This is a genomic window from Actinomadura pelletieri DSM 43383 (assembly GCF_003634705.1).
Classification (GTDB): Bacteria; Actinomycetota; Actinomycetes; order Streptosporangiales; family Streptosporangiaceae; genus Spirillospora; species Spirillospora pelletieri.
In genome coordinates this window covers 314,313-335,974 of record NZ_RBWU01000008.1, presented here as the reverse complement: position 1 = coordinate 335,974, position 21,662 = coordinate 314,313, and the positions used below count along the sequence as shown (strand labels likewise).

General features: G+C 67.0%; 14 protein-coding genes and 1 CRISPR repeat array. Of the genes, 3 read left to right on the top strand and 11 right to left on the bottom strand.

Translation table 11 applies throughout. The annotated features are described in order from the left end of the window. Positions 1 to 33: 33 nt before the first annotated feature. The 11 genes from BZB76_RS32210 to BZB76_RS32170 form a co-directional block, all read right to left on the bottom strand. A complete protein-coding gene (locus tag BZB76_RS32210; RefSeq protein ID WP_121438200.1) occupies positions 34 to 924 on the bottom strand; it encodes a type II secretion system F family protein in 891 nt (296 codons plus the stop codon). Next, positions 921 to 1,802, bottom strand: a complete 882-nt coding sequence (locus BZB76_RS32205; RefSeq protein WP_121438199.1) for a type II secretion system F family protein — start codon at positions 1,800 to 1,802, stop codon at positions 921 to 923. Before BZB76_RS32205 ends, BZB76_RS32210 begins: the two co-directional genes overlap by 4 nt. Positions 1,803 to 1,804: 2 nt before the next feature. After that, positions 1,805 to 3,100, bottom strand: a complete 1,296-nt coding sequence (locus tag BZB76_RS32200) for a TadA family conjugal transfer-associated ATPase (RefSeq protein WP_170180866.1) — start codon at positions 3,098 to 3,100, stop codon at positions 1,805 to 1,807. Between the two features lie 53 nt (positions 3,101 to 3,153). Further along, entirely contained in the window at positions 3,154 to 3,900 is a 747-nt protein-coding gene (locus tag BZB76_RS34420) for a hypothetical protein (RefSeq protein ID WP_147449632.1), read from the bottom strand. A 65-nt stretch (positions 3,901 to 3,965) separates the two neighbouring features. Beyond that, positions 3,966 to 4,589, bottom strand: a complete 624-nt coding sequence (locus BZB76_RS32195) for an SAF domain-containing protein (protein ID WP_170180865.1) — start codon at positions 4,587 to 4,589, stop codon at positions 3,966 to 3,968. Positions 4,590 to 5,434: 845 nt separating this feature from the next. Next, on the bottom strand, positions 5,435 to 5,872 hold the full coding sequence (locus BZB76_RS34415) for a hypothetical protein (RefSeq protein ID WP_147449631.1): 438 nt from the start codon (positions 5,870 to 5,872) through the stop codon (positions 5,435 to 5,437). A 2,068-nt stretch (positions 5,873 to 7,940) separates the two neighbouring features. Then, on the bottom strand, positions 7,941 to 8,888 hold the full coding sequence (locus BZB76_RS32190) for a type I-G CRISPR-associated protein, Cas3-extension family (RefSeq protein WP_121438196.1): 948 nt from the start codon (positions 8,886 to 8,888) through the stop codon (positions 7,941 to 7,943). Continuing rightward, the gene (cas3g, locus tag BZB76_RS32185; RefSeq protein ID WP_121438195.1) at positions 8,885 to 11,689 is read right to left on the bottom strand and encodes a type I-G CRISPR-associated helicase/endonuclease Cas3g; all 2,805 of its coding nucleotides are present in this window, start codon (positions 11,687 to 11,689) and stop codon (positions 8,885 to 8,887) included. The genes BZB76_RS32190 and cas3g overlap by 4 nt, the downstream gene beginning before the upstream one ends. Then, on the bottom strand, positions 11,673 to 13,091 hold the full coding sequence (gene csb2 / locus BZB76_RS32180) for a type I-G CRISPR-associated protein Csb2 (RefSeq protein ID WP_121438194.1): 1,419 nt from the start codon (positions 13,089 to 13,091) through the stop codon (positions 11,673 to 11,675). The genes cas3g and csb2 overlap by 17 nt, the downstream gene beginning before the upstream one ends. A 3-nt stretch (positions 13,092 to 13,094) precedes the next feature. Continuing rightward, positions 13,095 to 14,234 carry a type I-G CRISPR-associated RAMP protein Csb1/Cas7g gene (gene cas7g, locus BZB76_RS32175; protein ID WP_121438193.1) on the bottom strand — a complete coding sequence of 380 codons (1,140 nt, stop codon included), beginning with the start codon at positions 14,232 to 14,234 and terminating at the stop codon, positions 13,095 to 13,097. 128 nt (positions 14,235 to 14,362) lie between these two features. Continuing rightward, positions 14,363 to 14,843: a CRISPR direct-repeat array (repeat unit 37 nt; unit sequence CCCGCAATGAGGACCGACCCCTCAGGGTCGGTGACAC). Positions 14,844 to 15,578: 735 nt separating this feature from the next. Beyond that, entirely contained in the window at positions 15,579 to 15,737 is a 159-nt protein-coding gene (locus BZB76_RS32170) for a hypothetical protein (protein ID WP_170180844.1), read from the bottom strand. A gap of 133 nt (positions 15,738 to 15,870) precedes the next feature. On the opposite strand from BZB76_RS32170, the gene BZB76_RS32165 reads away from it, so the two are divergent. The 3 genes from BZB76_RS32165 (at position 15,871) to BZB76_RS32155 (ending at position 21,655) form a co-directional block, all read left to right on the top strand. Continuing rightward, positions 15,871 to 18,129: a GDSL-type esterase/lipase family protein gene (locus tag BZB76_RS32165; RefSeq protein ID WP_121438191.1), complete on the top strand. Its 2,259-nt coding sequence runs from the start codon at positions 15,871 to 15,873 to the stop codon at positions 18,127 to 18,129. Between the two features lie 1,007 nt (positions 18,130 to 19,136). Continuing rightward, positions 19,137 to 20,594 carry a 4-hydroxyphenylacetate 3-hydroxylase family protein gene (locus BZB76_RS32160; RefSeq protein WP_246007347.1) on the top strand — a complete coding sequence of 486 codons (1,458 nt, stop codon included), beginning with the start codon at positions 19,137 to 19,139 and terminating at the stop codon, positions 20,592 to 20,594. Positions 20,595 to 20,626: 32 nt separating this feature from the next. Continuing rightward, entirely contained in the window at positions 20,627 to 21,655 is a 1,029-nt protein-coding gene (locus BZB76_RS32155; RefSeq protein WP_121438190.1) for an amidohydrolase family protein, read from the top strand. Positions 21,656 to 21,662: the final 7 nt, after the last annotated feature.

Sequence of the window (21,662 nt, the reverse complement as noted above, 5' to 3'; positions counted from 1 at the left end):
TCCCCCGATGCGTTTGTGTTGAAGTTCAGGCGCTCAGCCGGACGCCAGGAGCTTGGAGAAGAACGGGAAGCCGACCAGGATCACGAATCCGAGCATGAGCAGGCTGGTCGGCACCCACATGGCGGTGGTGCGGGAGTTGGCCTCAGACCGCGCGGCGGCGGACGCCTCATGCCGCATGGAGGTGATCTTCGCGACCAGGACGTCATGCATTTTCGCGCCCTCGCTCCCGGCGATCTCCGCCGTGTGCGCGAGGTCGATCAGGTCACGGACGCCGATCTCTTCGCCGAGCCGGGCCAGGGCCCGCCATGGCTGCTGCTGTCCGTGCCGGGCACGCGTCAACGCCTCGTGAACACGGCGGAACGGCCACCCCTCGGTGATCTTCGCCGGGTTCTCCAGTGCGGCGTTCAACGCGGCGCCCGCTTCGCGTTCCAGGACGACGAGCTGGAGGTAGGACGTGAAGGCATACCGGAAGTCGCGGCGACGCTGACGAGCCTGGGACCGTACGTTCCAGTCCGGGACGAGCCACAGAATCGCCCCCAAGGCGAGCCCGGCGACGACCGGGAACATCCACGCCGGTGAGCCCCCGGCCAACGCCACCAGGCCACTGAACACCGGCGGCACCAGGAGCCCGGTGATGAACAGGGTCAGCTTGTCGAGCATGAACCGCTCGACGGAACGTCCGAGCAACGCCAGATCGGTCCGGGGCAACGCCAGCAGCCCCGCCGGACGGGCGACATGCTGGGCCAACCACCGTCCAACACCGTCGCGTGTGCTCACCCGCTCGACCGGCAGTGGAGAGTTCGGCACGGGCTGGATGCGAGCCAACGCGGCATCCAGACGAGGAGGCGCGGGCCGCAGCTCGCCGACGAGCATGATGACGCCCACGGCGCCCAGGCACCCGGCAACAGCGGCGAGCACGGTCACGCCCCGACCCCCTCCTCGGCGGGCGCGCGGCGGTTGGTGTGCAGGAACCTCGCGCCGGTCGACAGGACGGCCAACCGCCGCATCCACCAAAGCCCGGCCCCGTAGATCGTCGCGACCACCGCGAGTACCATCTGCCCCAGCGCGGTGCCGTACGGGGCGGCGAACGTTTGCGACGAGGCGAACAGCACGCTCAGGACGACCACGGACGCCACGATGACGACCAGCATCGTACGCAACCCGGCGCGTTCGGCCTCGACGTCCCGGCGGACGAGGACCTCGTGTTCCACCGCGTCGGCCAGCAGCCGCAACGCCTCCCGCGTACCAGGACCACGCCGACGCGCGGCCAACACCAGCGCGCAGGCGATCAGATCACCTATCGGGTCGTCCAGATCGTCGGCGAACACCCGGAGCGCCTGCTCGGTGTTGGCGTGATTGTTCAGCCGTTCCGCCAGCACCGACACCGGCTCGCGAATCGCCTCGGGCGCGATACGAGCACTGTCAGCCAGCGCCTGTTCCAGACCACGGCTGGCGCCCATCATCTCCGCCAACCGCCGCGACCACTGCGCCAGGGCCTCCAGCCGCGTTATCCGCTGCTGAGCCGCCCGTCCCGACAGCATCGGCGGAACCGCGTACACCCCGGCCCCCATAGCCAACGCCGCGACCGGCCACCCGGACAGCAACAGCACCACCAACGCCGCCACAGCAGCGGCGAGCAATCGATTACGGCGCCTCGGCCAGGCCGACGACCGCACAAGCAACCGCAACCGCGACGGCGGACGCACCCGCCGTTCCCCCGGCTCGGTTCCGCGCAGCCCGGCGACGACCATCAAGACGGCTCCGGCGGCGCACAGGCCGGCCAGCGCCGCAAGCACACTCACCGCTACCAGCCCCCCACATCAGAGCCGGGCCTCAACAACTCCGGGTCCAACCCCTGCGCGGCGAGTTCCCCCAGAAGGGCGGCGCTGATGTGCCCACCCGCGGGGGTGGCTCGCCCGTCCGACCCCGGGCTGAAGATCAGATTGCGGGTCGGTTCCACCGAGTCGGCCGGTGGCCCGATCTCCATCACCTGCGACACGAACCGCTCGTTGCTCGCCTGATCCCGCTCCAGGTAGACGATCAAGGGTTCGGCCAGCCCGAACATCAGGTGCACGTCATCGGCCCCGAGACCGAGGTCGGCGCGGCGCCCAAGCTGGACCACCCGACTGAACACGTGCTCGGGCCGGTGGACGTGCAGGGTGCACATCGAGCCGCGCGCCCCGGAGTACATCACCTCCAGCATCGGCGCCAGCTCCCCGTGCCGCGCCTCACCCACGATCACCCGGTCGGGATTCAAGCGCAGACACGCAGGCACCAGCTCCTGCAATCGGACCTCACCCGCGCCCTCGGCGTTGGCCTGCCGGGCCTCCAGGGCGACGACGTCGTAATGCCGGTGCGCCAGACGCGGATCGTCCAAGAACAACTCGAAGTCGCTCTCCAACGTGATGACCCGCTCCTCGGGCGGAATCTCGTTGGCCAACGCACGCACCAACGTCGTCTTACCGGTGTTGACCTCCCCGCACACGATCACGTTCCGCCGAGCCCGGATCGCCGCCTTTAGGAACGCCTCCAGCGGCTCGGTCAGGGTGCCGAGCTCGGTGAGCTGCCGCAGGGTGACATCGACCAGCCGATGCACCCGAATCGCCAGATGCGGGCGCCTGGACACCCAACCCACCACGGCCAACCGGACACCATCGGAGAGCGCGACGTCCAACAACGGCGAGGCATGGGAGAACTCCCGTCCCGTGTTCCCGCGGCGCGCCAGAAGTTGGACCCACTCAACGAGATCCTCATCGGTCTCGGCGACCGGTGGCCCCGGCCGCTTGGTGCCGTCGGTGTAACTAATCCAGGTCTGCCGACAGCCGTTGACGACGATGTTTTCCACATCGGACCGGTCCAGGTACGGCTGCAACGGCCCGAGCCCGAACCGCCGGTCGAAAACCAGCCGGGCAACATCGCGCAACGCCTCCCCGGACATCACCCGCCCGGACGCCAACAGCCCATGCGACCACGCCTGAACCTGCGCGTCGATCAACTGCCGTGCCCGAGCCCGGTCGACACCGTCGCCCAAGACATCCACGAGCTGCCCGGACACCTCACGGACCGCCGCCCACACCTGCGCTTCGTCCACCACGGACACCGCATCAGCGTGGGCGGCTCCCACCGGCCTGACGGACGCCCATCCCGGCGCACTCACCGTCTGCCCCTTCCGATGGAACCAACACCCGACAGGACCGCCAAGTCTTCGCCGCCAACACCTGGGGACGGCGCGTCGGCGGTCGAACGGATACGGCGTCCAAGACATGTGAGCGACCGCAGAAGCAGCGAGGTCTTGAACGACCGTCGGGGCCGAGCACCATCGGACAGAACCGCAGCATCGGCAAGCGAGCACGGCAATTCGGCCAACACCGGCGCCCCGAGTACACGCTCGACCTCCGCCGCGCTGTACGGCCCGTCCGCGATCAGACACAACCCGACAGACGCACGATCACCCACCAGACCCGCCAAGGCGTCAAGACGCGGCCCGGCGAGATCAACCTGTGTCAGCGTCGGCCGCAACACCACCACCACAGCCCGCGCCGCCCTCAACAAATCATCCGGCGTGTCCCGCCCACCGATCCGCCCAAGATCGGCGATCACATCACCCGACCGCTCCGCCAACACCTCAGCAAGTCGCCCCCACAACGACCCCAGACGCATCCCGTGCCGAGGATCACGAACCCCGTGCAACAGCTCCACCGAGCCCTCACCGGGGAGACGAAGCACATAATCCTCAACCGGAAGCCGACCCTGCGCCCCGCCCTCGGCGGCCATCGCCAAACCAAGCAGACCCGGACCGACCGCCTCACCGAGCCGATCCGCCAAGAAGCCCGGCAGCACACGCCGCCCCATCGGATCGCACTCGGCCAGCAGCACCTTGCCCGGCCACGTCATCGCCAAGCCCAACGCCGTAGTGGTCACACCCGGCGACCCGCCCGCCGAAACCACACAGTACAAAGCCATGATCAGCCCCGCCTCGCCGTCACCACGAGAACGACCATCCCGGCGGCCGCCTGCCGCGCCACCGCGCCGCTATCGGCATCGGGCACCATCAACGACACCGACATGACGCCCTCGGCGTCCGGCCCCTCCACCCCATCGACCACCGCGGCCACATCCCGCAGGCGAGTGATCTGCGCGCGCCCGTGCGCCGCCCCGGTCACGGGCCCCTGCCCCTGGGTGCCGTAGGTGAACACCACACGAACACCCCACCCCGCAGCCAACCCCGGCGGCACCACACCAGACTTCAACGGCACGACCACCAACGCCCGCCCCACCGGAGGACCCTGCTCCACCGTCAACTGCGAAGCCGCCAACAGCGTCCCCCGCCGCAACCCCACCGCAGCGCGCCGCCCCACCACCTGCCCAAGCTGCCGCCCCGGAACCACCGCCACACCCGGCGCCACCGCAACCCGCGCCACGTCCAGATCAGCCGAGACGACCTCGTGCCCCACCGCGACATCACGCGCAACCCGCACGACCGACACTCGTTCACCCGAAGAGCGAAACAGATACACGTTGGTCGCAACGGCCAGCACCAGCAACATCACCGCTGCCGCGATCACCCCGGGGCGACGCTGCCGCGCCAACCGCACGGACGATACAGAACCGGCCCCGCCCCCGACCTTCGAAACGGCAGCTCCCGCCAACGATCGACCACTGGTCCTCATACCGGCCCTCATCCGTACAGCGCCTGCGCCTCGGCGACCCGCAACCGGAAAGTCGTCGACCGACTCAACGGCGGAAGCACACCACCAGACCCATCAGACCCCCGCCATGTACCGCCCCACACCACAGTCACCCGCACCCGATAAGCCCCGCCAGGCTCATGTATCGAAGCCCGGGCAAAGGTGTACGAGCAATCGGTCCGCTGCGACGCAGCCGACCGTGACCTGTCATAGGCAGTACCAGGCCCAGAGCATCGAACAACCGGCTCAGGTCCTGGCGTGATCGTCATGCTCTGCGGACGAGCAGTGACCTCAACCCATACGTTCCGAGCCGAGACACGACCGTTCAACGGATGCCAGTTGGTTACCCAGAACCACTCCGGCAACCCCACTAGGCCACTGCTCTGGCGCGGCGGCGCCGTTCGCACCACCGGTTTCGGAACCGGCATATTCGCCCACTTGGTCAACGCGAGCGCGGCTGGCGAGACCGCGTCGTCACCCTTGTCAGGCTCATCTGAGCAGACCACCTGCACGTATTCACTCAACTCCTGGCAACTACGGGGCCTCGGTTCCGGAAGCGTGTCCACGCCGTTCCCCCTCGGCGGAGCGGCTGGAGCTTGCCCACCACGGGCTGGTACGCCGCCGACAGTGGCGCCATATTTGTAGCCGTAGGAGTTCATGCCTGGTGGTAGAGGGTCCAGCGGAGCCGACGCGAGAACGGAAATAAGGATCCCGGCTCCAAGTACGGGAGCAACAACTTCCACTCGTCAGCACCCTTCACCGAGCGTGGTCGACTTGCTGACCCGCCACTGCCCATCAGAACCCTTCACTAGCAATGCCTTGGTACGCTCCTGCTCGATTCCACGATTTATCTTCTTCTGCGAAACGGAGTTCAGAAGCCCCGCGTTACGGGTGTCTTGGCAGTCGTAAACTGTGGCGGCGCCACTCGCAGTGAGTTGTACGCTCTTAACGTGCACGACAATGTGACCGTAAGTCGCGATATTCTGACTCTTCATTTCATCCACCCGCCGCAGCACCCGCGACAACTGAGGATTCACCATGACCGTAGCGAGTTCCCGCTTGCGAGACTCAGCAGGCAGAGAATCCGCTCGATCCAGCATCGCAACGAACTTCACATAGGAGGCAACTACGATTTCCTCTTCGGTCGCAGCCGACGACGGCGGCAGCGTTCCTAAATCTGTCATGGAAGGCAATGCAACAGCATCCGGGCCACCGCCACAGCATGAGCAGAACAACGACGCAACCGCGACCCCCACCCAGCAGAAACGATGCGCCACTCGCGTACTAGCACCAGACAAGTTTCACCTTCGCAAACTTGATCATTCGCATGTTGCGCTTCGAGCACAACGATGAGCGATCGTAGACCTAGTCTGGCTCTCTGCCTACACCTCGCGGCGCGGCAAAGGTAAATCTTCCTACAACACTATTCAGACCATAGAGGACAATCTCTACAATTTCGGACTGCTATCGCCTACACAAGAGACAACAAGGTCCGCTAAAGCTAAATGCCATTTCAACTTGCCAGCCGGCCCATGAACGCCAATAGCGTGTGTGAGTACGCAACGCTACGATCGGCAGGCTAACTTCACCTGCCACGATAGGCACGGTGACGCCCCCGCAATAAGCACCGGCTGCTACAGGATACGAACGGTTTCACAAAGAACGGCTCACCCTACACCCGGACCTCAGCAAAGGTCGCTCGTCGCTTTGCATGAAGATGGCTGCCAGCCACAATTCGGACAACGAGGGCCGGTTTTGGCACGGAGTCCTCCCCGCAACGGAGATGGAGAAATCAGGACTCGCAATAAGGACCGGCCGACAAAGGTCGGTGTTGGATGTCACAGCACTCTCCATGGGAGGAGGAAGAGAGCCCGCAATGAGGACCGGCTGACGAGGGCCGGTGTTGGGCGAGCGCGGAGGTGATCCCGGTCAGCCCGGTGAACCCGCAATGAGGACCGGCTGACGAGAGCCGGTGTTGGGGTGATGGCCGCGTGAGCATCCGCATCCCCCGGCCGCCCCGCAATGAGGACCGGCTGACGAGAGCCGGTGTTGGGGGGGACCTGTCGATGCAGGCGGGCCGGGCGCTGGGCCCGCAATGAGGACCGGCTGACGAGAGCCGGTGTTGGCACCACCGGTGATCAGCCCGCCGCTGCGCGTACCCCGTGTACCCGCAATGAGGACCGGCTGACGAGAGCCGGTGTTGGTCGCCGGGGTCGACCTTTCCGCCTGGTAGTTCCCAGCCCGCAATGAGGACCGGCTGACGAGGGCCGGTGTTGGGACAGCGAGGCCACACCTCTTTCCTACGCGCAAGACCCGCAATGAGGACCGGCTGACGAGGGCCGGTGTGGGCAGGGCACGGGGCGCGTGCTCGGTCATCCTGGTCAGCCCGCAATGAGACCTGCTGACGAGGACCGGTGTTGGACGGACTGGTCGCACACTGGCTCAGCCGCGCAGAACCGCAATGAGGACCGGCTGACGAGGGCCGGTGTTGGAGCCGCACGATGCCGCTGTTGAAGACGGTGTTGACCACCCCGCAATGAGGACCGGCTGACGAGAGCCGGTGTTGGGGCCGACGAGCAGGCCGGTGCCGTCGTGGGTGAAAGCCCCCCAATGAGGACCGGCTGACGAGAGCCGGTGTTGGGTCGCCATCGCGTACCAGCGGACCGGGCGGAGGACGAACCCGCAATGAGGACCGGCTGACGAGAGCCGGTGTTGGCGTTGGCGGCGGCGACTCCCCACGCCATGAGCACCTGCCCGCAATGAGGACCGGCTGACGAGAGCCGGTGTTGGCTTCATGCGCCTGCGCCACGATCCGGGCCACCCACTCCCCGCAATGAGGACCGGCTGACGAGGGCCGGTGTTGATGCCATCGAGGTTCTGCTGTCAGGCCGGATGTTCGCCCGCAATGAGGACCGGCTGACGAGGGCCGGTGTTGTCTCCTCCACCTGCGTCGGCGCAGGCAGCGGGCCGACCCGCAATGAGGACCGGCTGACGAGGGCCGGTGTTGCGTGGTCGTACCCGGCCGCGATACCGGCGCACTCTATCCCGCAATGAGGACCGGCTGACGAGGGCCGGTGTTGGGCAACTGACCTGCGATGATGACCGTAAGTGACCGTCTTCATCGAAGTGACTGTCCGAATTGTGCCCCTGACAAACGCTATGCACTTCGGAACCTCCCGGGGTTTGTGTGGGCACTGGTGGTTCCGAAGTGGGATTTGAACCTCGCCGCTGCCACTCGAAGGCTTGCTGGGCTCACCAGTTCGTTTTGGCCGGTACGAGCACGCGGGCGCTTTTGGGGCCTCTGAGCTGTGTTCGTTCTGCAGCGGCGACTGTGAAGACGTTCATGTTGTGGAGGGTCGTTCGATCGAGTTCGGGGTTGATGGCAGGGTGGTCGAGCAGGGTCGCTACTGCTTGTAGGTCGAGTGGTTCGGTCCACAGGGGCCAAAGCATCAGATTGCGGCGTTGGTGCCGGTGCCAGAGGGTGGCGGTGACGTGCTCGCCGTCGCCAGAGATGCGGAGAAGGCGGAGCGCCTGGGTAGCGAGCCAGGTGGCGCCGGGGACGCCGGCCTCTGTCGATACTCCGTTGGGGTGGTCGGCGGCGCTTCGGATGACGCGGTGATCGAGGTACTCGCCGGTGAACTTGTCGACGCGCCTCCACGCGGTGAGGGCTTCGCGCAGGTAAGAGGGGTCTTTGCGGACCTCTTGGAGGGGGGTTGCAAAGAAGGAGCGCAGGCTTTGTTGCCCGACAGGGGCACAGTAGGGAGTGAGCGCGACGCGTTGTTGGGCGTCGGTTGCCAAGTCGGTGATGAGGCAATGGAACCAGCCTTTGGCCTCGTCACCCAGCTCGGTGATGCGGTCGGCCAGCGCGTGGTATTCGTCCCGTCGCACCCGCATGGGATCTTTCTGTCCGGCTCCTTGGCTGGCGGCCGCGGACTTTTTCGGTTTGGCCAAGGGGAACCGGTCGTCAACATCGACGATGGCGGTGGCGTCGCCTGCGCGGGCGACGATGTTGTTCAGTGTCGCGGTAATGGCGTCGATGGATTCGATGTCGCTGTGGATTATGGCTTTTGCGGTCCGGTCGGAGAAGCTCAGTGATACTTGGGTGCCTGTTTCGTTCGTCAGGAGCCGGTGGAGTCCGAGGGCGGCGAGAAAGCCCAGGGGGTCGCGGCCGTCGAGAGCGGGTAGTTCGATCGCGGTCATGGGGTGTTCTCGTCGGGGTGTTCGGAGCACCAGATATCGGCCAGTCGAACGATGGTTTCCAGGAGCGCCAGGTGCCAGCGGCCGTAGGTGCGGTTGAGTTCGTGGAAGCGGCGAGGGCCGTCCCAGTCGATGGTGTGGTCTGCGTCCAGTTCGGCCTTGGTGCCGTTGTGATCAATGCGAACGGTGCCGGGCGCTGGATCGTGCGTGGGTGGCAGCAGGGGTCGGCCACGGCCGTGGTGGGCGGCGACCAGGTGGATCAGCAGGTCGTCGGCGGGTCCAATGGCTTGGACGATTCTGGCCGATAGGGCTTCGTGGCGGAGTCCTGCGGGGTATTCGGCCAGGATACGGGCCCGTCGGAATGCGGCACGGTCGGCCGGGTCCATCCCGGACTTGGCCAGCAGCGGACCGCCCGGCAAGAAGGCGCGTAGCGGACGCTGGTGCAGCATGGCCTGAAACCGCTCATCGCGCTTGCCTTCGTCGTGGTGACGTGCGGCGGCGGTGACCACGACGCGGAGGGGCTCCGGAAGGCCGAGGTTGCGGGCGAATTCCTCGGCGCGTGCCGCTACGGCCTCCTGATGTTCGACCAGGCCGATCTGTTGTGCGGCGGTAGAGGATTCCAGTGATCCTTCGTCGCCGCGAAGTCCGCCGCCTCGTCCCGCAAGCAGAACAGGGAGGCGTTCCCCCAGCTCGGCGAGGGGTACCAGTGTGCAGCCTGCACTCAGCGTCTGCAGGTTCCGAAGGAACGGCAGGGCATCGTTGTCAGGGCAAGGGAGTGCACGACGAATCGATGCCGGTGGCGGGGGGTCTTGGGCGTCGCTGATCAAGGTGATCAGGTCTGCGAAGGCGGCGAAAAGATCGGGGTGGTAATCGCGCAAGGTGTCCAAGAGTTCGGGACGAATGCGCAGGAGGGGGTGTCCGCGTCGTTCGGCGAGATCGGCGAGATCGGTTACGGGCTCTTTCGATGCGGGGTGCCAACCATAGCGGTCGCAGCCGCCCCGATCACCGGACACGACGATGGTGTCGCCGGGGTTGATGTCAAGGACCGTGACCGGAACGACCGTGCGGTCGTGACCGTGGTAACGAACGCCGATCAGGCCCTCTTCCGTGGGGAGTGGGAGATCGTCGAATTGGCCCTCCAACGCCGAGACAGCCGTGTCCCCCTGTCCGCCCAGCCACCGACGGATGGCGGCGAGCGGCACGTCGACGGCCTCCTCGGTTGTAGGCGGGACGGCCTGCAACACCTCGCCCCATCGGGAGGGATCGTCGGGCAAACCGGAGCGCCACACGATCGACACGTCGGGCTGCCCTCGCCGTAGGCCGTGCAGATATGGAGCGACCGGCGGGTCCGGGTGTGGGGCCGGCGAGGTCCTCGTCCAGGCGTCCAACACGTCTTCGGTCAGTGCCGGGATGTAACTCGACTCTGCGCGCATGGTGACCTTGCGTTGCTCGGAAAGGGCACCGGTGAGGGCCCGCAGCGCCAGCGGATGGACGGGAAGGCCATCGCCGAGTTCTCCGGGCTTATTCCGCGAGATGGGTTCGGTCTGTTCACAGAGCCAGGACCAGGTTGCCTGCCGAGCCGCCCCATAGACCGGGTCCTCGGTCCCGGTGCTGGAGTCGTGGACGACCACAGCGTGGCTACGGTCGCGGTCACCGAGCCGGTTGAGGCGCCCCAAACGCTGGACGATCGCGGCCAGGTCAGCCGATTCGGTCACCAGCACGTCAAGGTCGATATTCGCGCCGACCTCGATCGTCTGGGTGGCCACCACGATGAGGGGCCGCCCATCTCCCCGGGCGCGACCGGCCCGTATGCGGTCGTAGTACCGGTCAAGCAGATAGGCGGCGTCCAGCGGGCGGGTTCGGCCGGTGAGCAACACCCGATCGAAGCGGGAGTCGGGGATCTGCTCGAAAGCCGCCCGTGCCCGGGCAACGGTGTTGCAAATGACGCCGACCACCGCGCCCGAGCCTTCGGAACCGGCGAGGGCGGTGGCCCATGCCACCAACAGACCGGGAATGGCCGAAGAGGCGTTGTTCTTGGTCACGCGCGGCTGTAGCAGATGGAGACGACGGTCGGCTCGAAGCCGCCGACCCGCTACCTCGTGGGCCTCGTCATCCCCGCTGATCCGGTGAACACGGCCGTCGTCGGCACCGGACGTGGTGGCCGACATCGTGATCAGCGTAGGGACCGGCCCGCCGGATTCGTGGGCCCGCAATGCCCGGACAGTCGCCTCGAACGGCGCGGCCAAATGCGCCTCATCAACAACGATCAGGCTGTTGGTCCCGACCAGGGCGGCGTCGATGGAGCGGAGATGCTCACCGACCCCGTAACCGCGGAACAGCAGGCGGCTTCCGACCTGGTCGATGGTCCCAACGACGACGGCGAAACGATCAGGACGCTCGAGCCACAGCCAGGACCACGTCACCCCGCCTCGCATCCGTGTCACCTGAAGCGGCATCGAGTCGCCGGGCTGACGCAGCGCCTCGGCTACCCGCCTCGTCCACGGACCCGCCGGTTCACGTAGCGCGCGGGCGAGGTGGGCAGCATGGTCGTATGCCTCGTCCACGATGAGTCGCCGGTCCACCACGAAGAACAACCGGCGCCGCGCAACCTGGGGACGGGCCGCCGCCACGAACGCGAACACGTCGATGATGGACGTCTTGCCCAACCCGGTAGGCACGTCCAACGCATCGGGCCAGCGTCCTTCACGCAGCACCCGCTCGACCAAGGCCCGCTGCCAGGGGAACGGCCGATGCCCGTGCACCTCGTACACGAACTCCGCGAACCCATCAGCGGTGAAGACCATACGGTTTCTCCTCCGCAGGTACGAACAACCCCAACCCCCCATATCTCATCGCCCCAGCCAGCACGGGACCGATGACCGGTCGGTCGAAGGTGACCCGCACATGAACGATCGGCTTGCAGGGGCGGTGCGAAGGAATCGTGTCGCGGCGCGGTCGATGCAACGCCCCTGGAATCATCGCCGCCGGTGAGAACTCCCACTCCACCGGCTCAGGTAGCCCCGCCCGTACCAAGGACCGGCCGACCTCCTTGATCACCCCATCGTCGCCTCTGGCCCTCTTGGGAAAACGGTCCAGCATCATCGGCGTGGCCGTGACCCAGGACGGACTCCCACCACGACCCGCAGCCGTCCACCGCTCAGCTTGCAGCCCCCACGTCAACGCCGTTGACGGTAGGTAATCCAGTTTCAGGACCTGATTGCGTCGCAAGGTCAGACGCTGCAACGGCCGTTCGACCAGCGCTCCCCACAAACGCGCGTACGCCTGGCGCCGCAATTCCCGCGGAACGGCCACCGCCACCCCCAGCAACCTGCCGTCCGCATGCCGGTTACCCACATTCGGCAACGCCAGATAGCCAACATGGGTGCTCGCATCAGCACCGTGACCCGAGACCTCCGGCGGCACGTCGGTACCAATCCGATCCAGCACAGCGGCACGCAACCGCTCCGTGACCGCCAACAACATCTCGCCGGCAGGTTTGACCGTGCCCGATTCGAAACCGAATATCAGCAACTCGTCGAAAGGGGAGACCGCCGGCGGCTCGGTCGGAGCCTGTTTGGGGTAGCTGTAAGGCTTAATGCAGTCCAGGTTCGCCTCCCAGGACCGTCCGCCTTCCGCGTATATCTGACGGAGGCGATCGACATAGCCACCATAAGGCGCCCGAAGCAAAATGGTGTTCGGGTCGCTGGGCTGCGCCGGCTCCAACGTCGTCCACTCGGCGCGCATCGGTGGCACCTCGTCCAGTACCTGCAAGGTCACCGGAGATGTCGAACGCCCCAAGTAAGGCACCCGGCGCGCCAAACTCCTCAAGACCCTGAGTGTGGTCGACGCGGGGGAGGAAGTCGGCCAGACGAAAGCGAACTCGTCACTTTCGGGCTCAGCACTCATCCTGATCTTGGCCTGGGCAGTCCGACCCAACTGATGCTGGCTCGTCCCCTTGCCAGCGGTGACGTTGGTAACCACAAACCCCTCACGGCGCTTTGAGGCATAGCCCGGCGCCGCCCACACCTGCGGTGCACCAGCGTTCTCCAACCACCGCAACGCGTCCCAATCTTCCTCCGCCATTACGGAGGCGACCATTGCGCAAAAGACCCGGGCCGGATGAGGAGGCCATTCAGGAAGGTGCTGCTCAGACCCACCCGCGTCATAGCGACCATCACGGAGCCGCACCACAATCGACAGCGGCACCGGTCAGCCCTCGGCGACGGCTTTGGTCACCGCATGCTCGAGCGCATCCGCCAACCCCTTGAACGGCGTCAGCCCGATCGTCCCGGTCTCCATCACCAGTCCGCTGGCCGCCGTCCGGTCACGCAGCTCGTGAAAGATCTCGATCGCCTCTCCCGCCGAGAGCGTGAACTCCTCGGCCTCGCCGCCGTCTTTCTCGAACGCCAGCGTCTCGCTCACACGCACCAAATCGCAGCCCGACCGAAGCCAGACGGAAGGACGATCGAACGCCAGCCGATCCCCGACCAGCGCCAGTGCCAGCAGCGTCGCCCGCGCCAGCCGCACGCACTCATCCGAAGCGTCGCCGAACCGGACCCGCTCCAAGCCCCCCAGCGAGATCCATGCATCCCGACGACCTTCACTGATGACCACACCACCAGGCGGCGGCGTTCTCGCCAACGCGCTGCCGTGCCCGATTTCACTCAGCCGAGTACCCCGAGACTTCTCCCCAGCTGCTCGGAACTCCCAATCCCCCTCGGCCTTACCTGCATCATCGACCCCACCGGTCATGTTCATCGGATCACGCCGCATACTGCGCCGCTCACCCTTCCTCGGGTCCAGACCGAACATCGAAGAAATGTAGAACCGGGCGAACTTAGGCCAGCGCCCTTTCCGGTGCGAATCCCACGCCCCGTAAATCAAAGAGCCAGGATCGAGCTCGAACAGGGGGCGGGCATCCTTCTGACTCACCTGCCGCAGCCGCTTCCCGACCTGGCTCTTGTCGAACCGAACCCCATCGACAAGGCTGTCCCTCAGGTAGGCATCGGCGTACCGGTGCGGGAACTCCAGCGAGGTAAGACGGACCGTCCCCCGACTCGTCGGCGCCTGCAACTCGAACAGCGGCAGCTCGATCTGACCCTTGTCCCGCGCCGCCAGCAGCGCCTCCTCAACCCGGTTCGCCTGAGACGGGACCTGATCCAGCACCACGGTCTCCCGCATCTCCCCGCCAACCCGGCGCCCCTCCATCAGGTACGGCCCCTCCGGGAACGTCGGCGGCATCACCTTGTCCTCACCCGCTGGCCGGTAGACACCGTGGATCGAGACCCCCGCATCGACCCGCTCACCATCGACCGCCACCAACAGCCGCTCAACGAATGCCGACTCCATGAGACCTCCCCGTGACAGTGAGTGCATCGCGTAACGCAGACGCTACGAGGAACCACCGACAGTCGCGGCGAAACGAACAAGAAACTTGGCCACTAACCGAAACCGGCCACGACTACCTCCGAAGGAACCCTGTAATGAGGACCGACCCGTCAGGGCCGGTGACACACCCGGCGGGCTGCGCGCGTTCGTCCGCGAGCTCCTCGGCCCCGCAATGAGGACCGACCCGTCAGGGTCGGTGACACTTGTACTTCTCGACCTCGCCGAGCGGAATCACGTCCCCGCAATGAGGACCGACCCGTCAGGGTCGGTGACACCGGACCGCGACTCGTTGTCCTTGCCCGCCAGCGCGGGCCCGCAATGAGGACCGACCCCTCAGGGTCGGTGACACGCGTGCGCGTGCGGGCTGAGGCTGTGTTGGTTGCAGCCCCGCAATGAGGACCGACCCCTCAGGGTCGGTGACACCTGGAGGGCCTCGCGGTCGACCACGGCGTGAAGCTCCCGCAATGAGGACCGACCCCTCAGGGTCGGTGACACCCCGTAACGACGGTCGCCCGGTCCCCCGGCGTCCACCCCCCGCAATGAGGACCGACCCCTCAGGGTCGGTGACACGTTCCGAAGCCGAAGCATGCCAGGCGCCACGATCTGCGGGTCAGGGGATTGGGAAGTGGGACGGGATTGTTAGTTGGCAGCGGTGGGTGGTGGGGTTGTGGGTGCAGCCGTGCGCGTGGTTTTCCGTAGGGGGTACACACAGCATGGGCGCGGGCCAATCACCAACGCGCCGAACGGCCAGGTGACGATCACCCGTATGCGCACCGTCGGCGATGCACCGCCACGCACCGTCACCTTGGGGTCCAGTACGGCGGGATGATCACAACCGCTTGCACAGGCCGACCACGACCTCGACCGGCGACGTCTACCGCGTACCGGTGTAGGCCAGCCGGCCAAGCGCACTTTCGTGACCACGATCCGGGCTCGTATGCAGAACACCATGCGTACGGGGCCCAACTGTTGGAAGCTGGATCGGATCGAGTTTCTGACAGCCTGAAGCCTTCTTAGTTCTTGGAATCCCGGGTCAATCCAGGCTCCAGAGTGATCAGAGGAAACTCAACCCTGCAGGATCCGCAGTTCGCTGCCTCGCCTCCCTCTGGTAGGGACGAGGACCATACCGTCCCCGCGATCATTCGGCACGGCGTCACGTCGCGACCCCTCGTAGGGCCAGGATCGGGTGCTGACCACACGGCGGCTTTAGACCACCCAAGTTGGGACCCTCGGAAGGGCGATGAGGATCCCCAGGGTAAGCCGCTGGTCATAGGTAGTGGAGCCAGTGGGTTGTGGGGGTGGTTTTCAGCGGAGGTCCGGTGGTGCGGGTGAGCCTGGTGTGTCGCTGAGGTAGAGGTGTTCGTCGTAGGTTACTGGGCGTGCCAGGGTACGGTGGGTGACGGTGACGGCGAGCTTGTTCCGGACGGTTTGGACGACGAGTTTGCGGCCTGTTTCGCTGAGCATTGCCTGGTTGGTGTGGTGGTGCTCCGGATGGACGCAAAGGCATCCGAATCTGCCTTCGCGCACTGATAAGAGTGCCCTTCATTTCGTCCGGCAGAGCATCGGTTAATTCCGGCCAGTAATTTAGCCTGCCGGTATGGACAAGATCATTTTAGCTGGTTGCCACGGCATCCGAAGAGCCCGGATGCCGTCGCGCCGTCTGGCCCAGGGGTTGGCCGCGGTGCTGATCGCGGTATCGGCCGTTGTGGCCGCCCCAGCGGCACCCCCCGCACGGGCCATCATCGACGGTCAAGAATCGGAACTACAGCATGGGCAAGTCGTGGTGTACGCGGATGGAGCGTATGCGTGCACCGGATCGCTCATCGCGCGGGATTGGGTCCTCACCGCGCGGCACTGCTTGAGGGACCAGCCGATGACGGTACGGATCGGCAGTCGGCTGCGCGGCCTCGGGGAGACCAGAGACGTGATCGCCCGGCGGGAACATGGAAGCGCTGATCTCGCGTTGCTCCAACTCGACCGTGATGTGACCAACGCCGGTGCGGTCATCGCCTACGACGACGCCCAGAGGCCGATCAACGGGCGCATCGTCGGGGTCAACGGGTGGGGAGTCACCACGGAGGGCGGGACCGCGCCGTCGATAGAACTCAGAAGCGCAAGGATCATCGTGCTGAATAACCACGCCGACCCTCCGCGTCCGGAGGAGGCTCCTCCCGGAGGAGCGATTGAGTCGGACACGGTTCGTGGGCGGACCGGCATGGGCGACTCCGGGGCCGGGGTGATCGAGGACGGCAGGGTCGTGGCGGTCCATACGTCCGTCCATGACGATCTCATGTACGCGGTGGCCTTGCAGGCCGTCCAGGGATGGATCTGGAGGCAGACCCGGCAATTGCCACGGTGGGAACCGCTCCAGCGGGAGAATCTGACGACGATGGCACTGGGTGATTCCATCACCTACGGCATCGGCCACTCTGGATTGTCCGGTTATCGGGACGAACTACGCCGCAGACTGGTCTCCGAGGCCCAGAGCATGGACTTCGTCGGTTCACAGCAGTCCGGAAACCTGCCCGACCGCGACAACGAGGGCCATCCCGGCGCGATGATCAACGATATCGCGCGCAGAGCCGACTCGGCGGTCCCGCTGCACAAACCCAACCTCGTCCTGCTGCACGCCGGGACCAATGACATGGACCGCGGCGACGCCGCCGGCGCGCCCGCCGCGCTGGGGTCGCTGATCGACCAGGTGATCGAGGACGCCCCCAACACCACCGTCCTGGTGTCCACGCTGGTGCCCTCGAAGAACGCGGCCGTCCAAGCCAGGATCGACGCCTTCAACAAGCAGATCCCCGGCGTGGTCGCCCAGCGGGCGAGGACCGGCAAGCACGTCGCCGTGGTCGACATGAACGAGGTCACGACCGGCGACCTGGCCGACTACCTCCACCCCAACGACCGCGGGTACGCCAAGATGGCCGACGAGTTCGGAGACGCCATCCGCGCGGTGGCGCAGGAGGGGTGGATCGCCGACCCCGACGACCGGATCTGCAAGGACACTCCGGGACGCTGGCTCCCCCGCGGGAAGATCGCCTCCGGCACCGGTCACACCGATGACGAGAGCGTCCAGTTCGCCGACATCAACGGCGACCGGCGCGACGACTACCTCGTGGTCAACAGCCGGTCCGGAGTCGTGAAGGCCTGGATCAACGCGGGCGGAGACCAGGACGGCAAACCCGGCTGGATCCCCCGAGGACAGATCGCCTCCGGCGTGGAGCTCGGCGAACAGGAAGATGTCGACTTCGCCGACATCAACGGCGACCGGCGCGACGACTATCTGGTGTACGACACCGAGTCCGGGGCGGTGAGGGCATGGATCAACATCGGCGGAGACCAGGACGGCAAGCCGGGCTGGATCCCCCGAGGACAGATCGCCTCCGGCGTGCCGGACGCCATCGCGCGACCGGTGTTCGCCGAGATAGACGGTGACGGACGTGACGACTACCTGGCGGTCGACCCCAGGACCGGGGTGGTGAGAGCCTGGATCAACGCCGGCGGCGACCAGGACGGCAAACCCGGCTGGATCCCCCGAGGACAGATCGCCTCCGGCGTGGGGTCGATCAAACACGGGCCGTACTTCCCCAACATCGACTGCGACCTACGCGACGACTATGTGGTGACCGACATCAACGGCGGGTCCGTGAGGGCGTGGCTGAACCGCGGCGGCGACCAGGACGGCAAGTCCGGCTGGATCGAACGCGGCCAGATCGCCTCGGGCGCCCTGCCGGACCGCCACATGCTCGCGTTCGCCGACATCGACGGTGACGGCCGCGACGATTACCTGGCCGTCAGCCTCGAGGACGGAAGCGTGCAGGCATGGATCAACAACGGCGGAGACCCGGCCTGACACCGGACTGACCGCCGTCCCCGCCATTTGCGACAGACGGGGTCCGCGGCCCGGACCGGGGGCCGCGGACCCCGCGAGCGTCGGTCTTTCCGGCGACGGCCACCGGACCCTCGGCCTCGTCGCGCCAGGCCAACCCGCATCCAGCACGCACCACCGGACGCCCCGCCCGACCGGCACCGGCTCTTCCTTGGACGACGACCCGATCTGCGCGCCCAGCGGTCTCACCCGCGTCCGCGCCCGGTTGGCCGAGGGCACAGCGTCCCGCTCGTGGCGACGTGGAGTTCGTCCAGAGCGACCAGGCCCTTGGCCTGTTGGAGCAGGCGGGGCCAGCGATCGCGGCACGTAGCGGGTGTCACGGCGGGCCTCGGTGCCGAAGTCGTAGCCCAGCGCGCCGAGCGCGTACACCAGCCTGCGCGCCGCGGACCTGCCCGGCTCGGGGGAGGTCACCACACCCACGCCACCACACCCACGCCGTCACACCCGTGGCCGCCGCCGACGCGGACACGGGCGCGGGGGCCTGAAGGGCGGTACCCGGCGGAGGCCGGGGTGGCCGCGGGCACGAACGCCTCCGCCGCGACCTGGTGTGGAACCTTCTGGGTCAGTTGACGGCCCGGACGTGGACAGCACCGTCCCGGAGTGCTGGCCCTCGTCCAGCAGCACCGTTGAGTTTCGGGATCGTGGAAACGAGCGATCGTAGGCCGCCCGGGTTCTGGGCGCTGCCACGCACACCTCATCCAAACGAAACCTCGGCCTGTCCCGGCTGACCCGTCGTTTGTGCGCGTACCTCACTTCTCTGGGCTGCCGGTGCGGGGACCACGGGGCAAGGACCGTTCTGCCGTGCACGGATCCCGACACCGTGTCGAAATCGGCGCCTGCCGGTTCCGTCACGACGCTCATGCGTGAAGCCGCGGTGCGCTCGTAGCGTCCTTTCGTACCAGCCGATCAGCCCCATTCAGGTGCGTCCTCGGCGGGATCTGTGGACTGCATATGAGACACACGCGAGGGACATGATGGATGTGAGCGACGCCAAGGGCGCCATGACCGGTGACACCTTTCGGGCGAGCCTGGATGATGGTCGCGAGGTGTGGCTGGGCGGCGAACGGGTTCGCAATGCCGCGACGCACCCGGAACTGCGGGGCGCGGTCGACGAGATCGCCCGGCTGCTGGATCTGCGCCTGTCGGACCCGGTCGCCCGGGAGCGCACGCTGACGACGTCGGCCGAGTCCGGCAACCTCGTCAGCCGCTCGTACAGTCTGCCCACGACCCCGGAGGAGCTGCGCGCCAAGTTCGCGGCCTCCCAATGGTGGATGGCCGAGAGCCTGGGCCAGCACGGCCGCGCTCCCGACTTCATGGCGAACGTCGTCGTCGGTCTGCGCGACTACCACGCGGAGCTGGAGACGAACCGTCCCGGCTTCGGGGCCAACGTGATCGACTACCACCGCTACGCCTCCGAACACGATCTGGTGCTCACGCACGCCCTCGGCGATCCGCAGATCGACCGTAGCGCCAGCCCCATGGACGACCCCGACCTCGCGCTGCGGGTGATCGAGGAGAACGACCGGGGCGTCGTCATCCGCGGCGCGAAGCAACTGGCGACCCTGGCGCCGTTCGCCCACGAGGTGCTCGTCTACCTCAACGGCGTCTCCGCGCAGCGAGGCGCCGAGGAGTTCGTCATCTGGTTCGCGCTGCCGATGAACACCCCCGGGCTGAAGACCCTGTGCCGTGAGCCGCTCGGCGGCTCCGGCGCCGGCCACGCGCACCCCCTCGCGCGGCGCTACGACGAGCAGGACGCCATGCTGTTCTTCGACGACGTCGAGATCCCGTGGGAGCGTGTGTTCCTCCTCGGCGACGGCCTGCTCGCGCTCAAGGGGCTCTCCAGGATCAACGCCTGGTCGATGCAGAGCACCCACATCCGCTTCCACGAGCGGTTGCGGACCTTCATCTCCGTGGCGGCCATGCTGGCCGACGGCATCGGGGTCGACGGATTCCGCGGCATCCAGGAGGACCTGGGCGAACTCATCTCCTACGCCGAGACGCTGCGGCTGGGCATCGCGGGTGCGGAGGCGACGGCGGCGCGCACGCCGAGCGGGCTGCTCGCGCCCGCGCCGTCGTACGGCCTCGGCTTCTGGTCCGCGGAGATATCGGCGCGGGTCGTCGGCATCGTGCGCCGCATCGGGGCGTCGGGGCTCGTCATGCAGCCGTCCGAGGCCGACCTGGCCAGTCCGGAACTGCGCCCCTTCATCGACCGGTACATGCGCGGCCGTGGCATGGCCGCCGACCACAAGGCGCGCCTGTTCCGGCTCGCCTGGGAACTGGTCGGCGACGGGTTCGGAGCCCGCCAGGAGCTGTACGAGTACCTGCACCGCGGTGACCCGGGCGCGGGCCGTACCCGGCTGCTGCGCAGCTACGACCGCGCCGAGACCGACGCCCGTGTCCGCCGGCTGATCTCCTCGCCGCTCGGCTGAGCCCGCCCCGACAACCCCGAAGAGGACGACTCGTGATCATCGATGTGCACGCGCACCTGAGCGCGCCCGCCGAACTGTACGCCTGGAAGTCGGGACTGCTGGCGCACCGCGGGGCCCACGGCCGCGGCGCCCCGCGCATCAGCGACGACCGGCTCCGGGCCGCTCACACCGAACCCCACCCCAGCTTCGGCAACGTCTCGCACATGGACCACATCGACGGCGCCGGCGTCGACGTCCAGCTCATCTCGCCGCGGCCCTACCAGATGATGCACAGCGAGCAGGGCAAGCTGGTGCAGTGGTTCACCGAGGAGAACAACGACCTCATCCACCGCACCACCCAGCTGTTCCCGGGCCGGTTCCTGGGCGTGGCCGGGCTGCCGCAGAGCCCGGAACTCGAACCGGCGCAGTGGGCCCGTGAGTTGCGGCGTGCCGTCACCGAACTCGGCTTCGTCGGGGCCATGCTCAATCCGGACCCGTTCGAGGGCACCGCGACGCCGCCGGCGCTCGGTGATCGGTACTGGTACCCGCTCTACGAGGCACTGTGCGAGCTCGGCGTCCCGGCGCTGATCCACGCCGCCGGATGCCGGCCGCCGGCACGCGAGCCCTACAGCCTTCACTTCATCCAGGAGGAGACGGTCGCGATCTGGAGCCTGCTCGACTCCTCGGTGCTGCGGGACTTCCCCGAGCTGAAGATCGTGGTCTCGCACGGCGGCGGCGCGATCCCCTACCAGGTGGGCCGGTTCCTGCCCTCCGGCGTCCGCTCCGGAGCGACGCCCTACCTGGACAGGCTCCGCAGGCTGTACTTCGACACATGCCTGTACACCCAGGACGCGATCGAACTGCTCATCCGCACCGTCGGCGTCGACCGCTGCCTGTTCGGCACCGAAAAGCCCGGAACCGGCTCGCAGATCAATCCGGAGAACGGCCGCTGGTTCGACGACATCCACCTGCTGGTGAACGACATCGGCTGGCTCACCGACGCCGACCGCACCGCCCTGTTCGAGGGCAACGCCCGCGCGGTCTTCCCCCTCGGCGCCGGCGGTCCGGCGCGGACGGCATGAGCGGCGC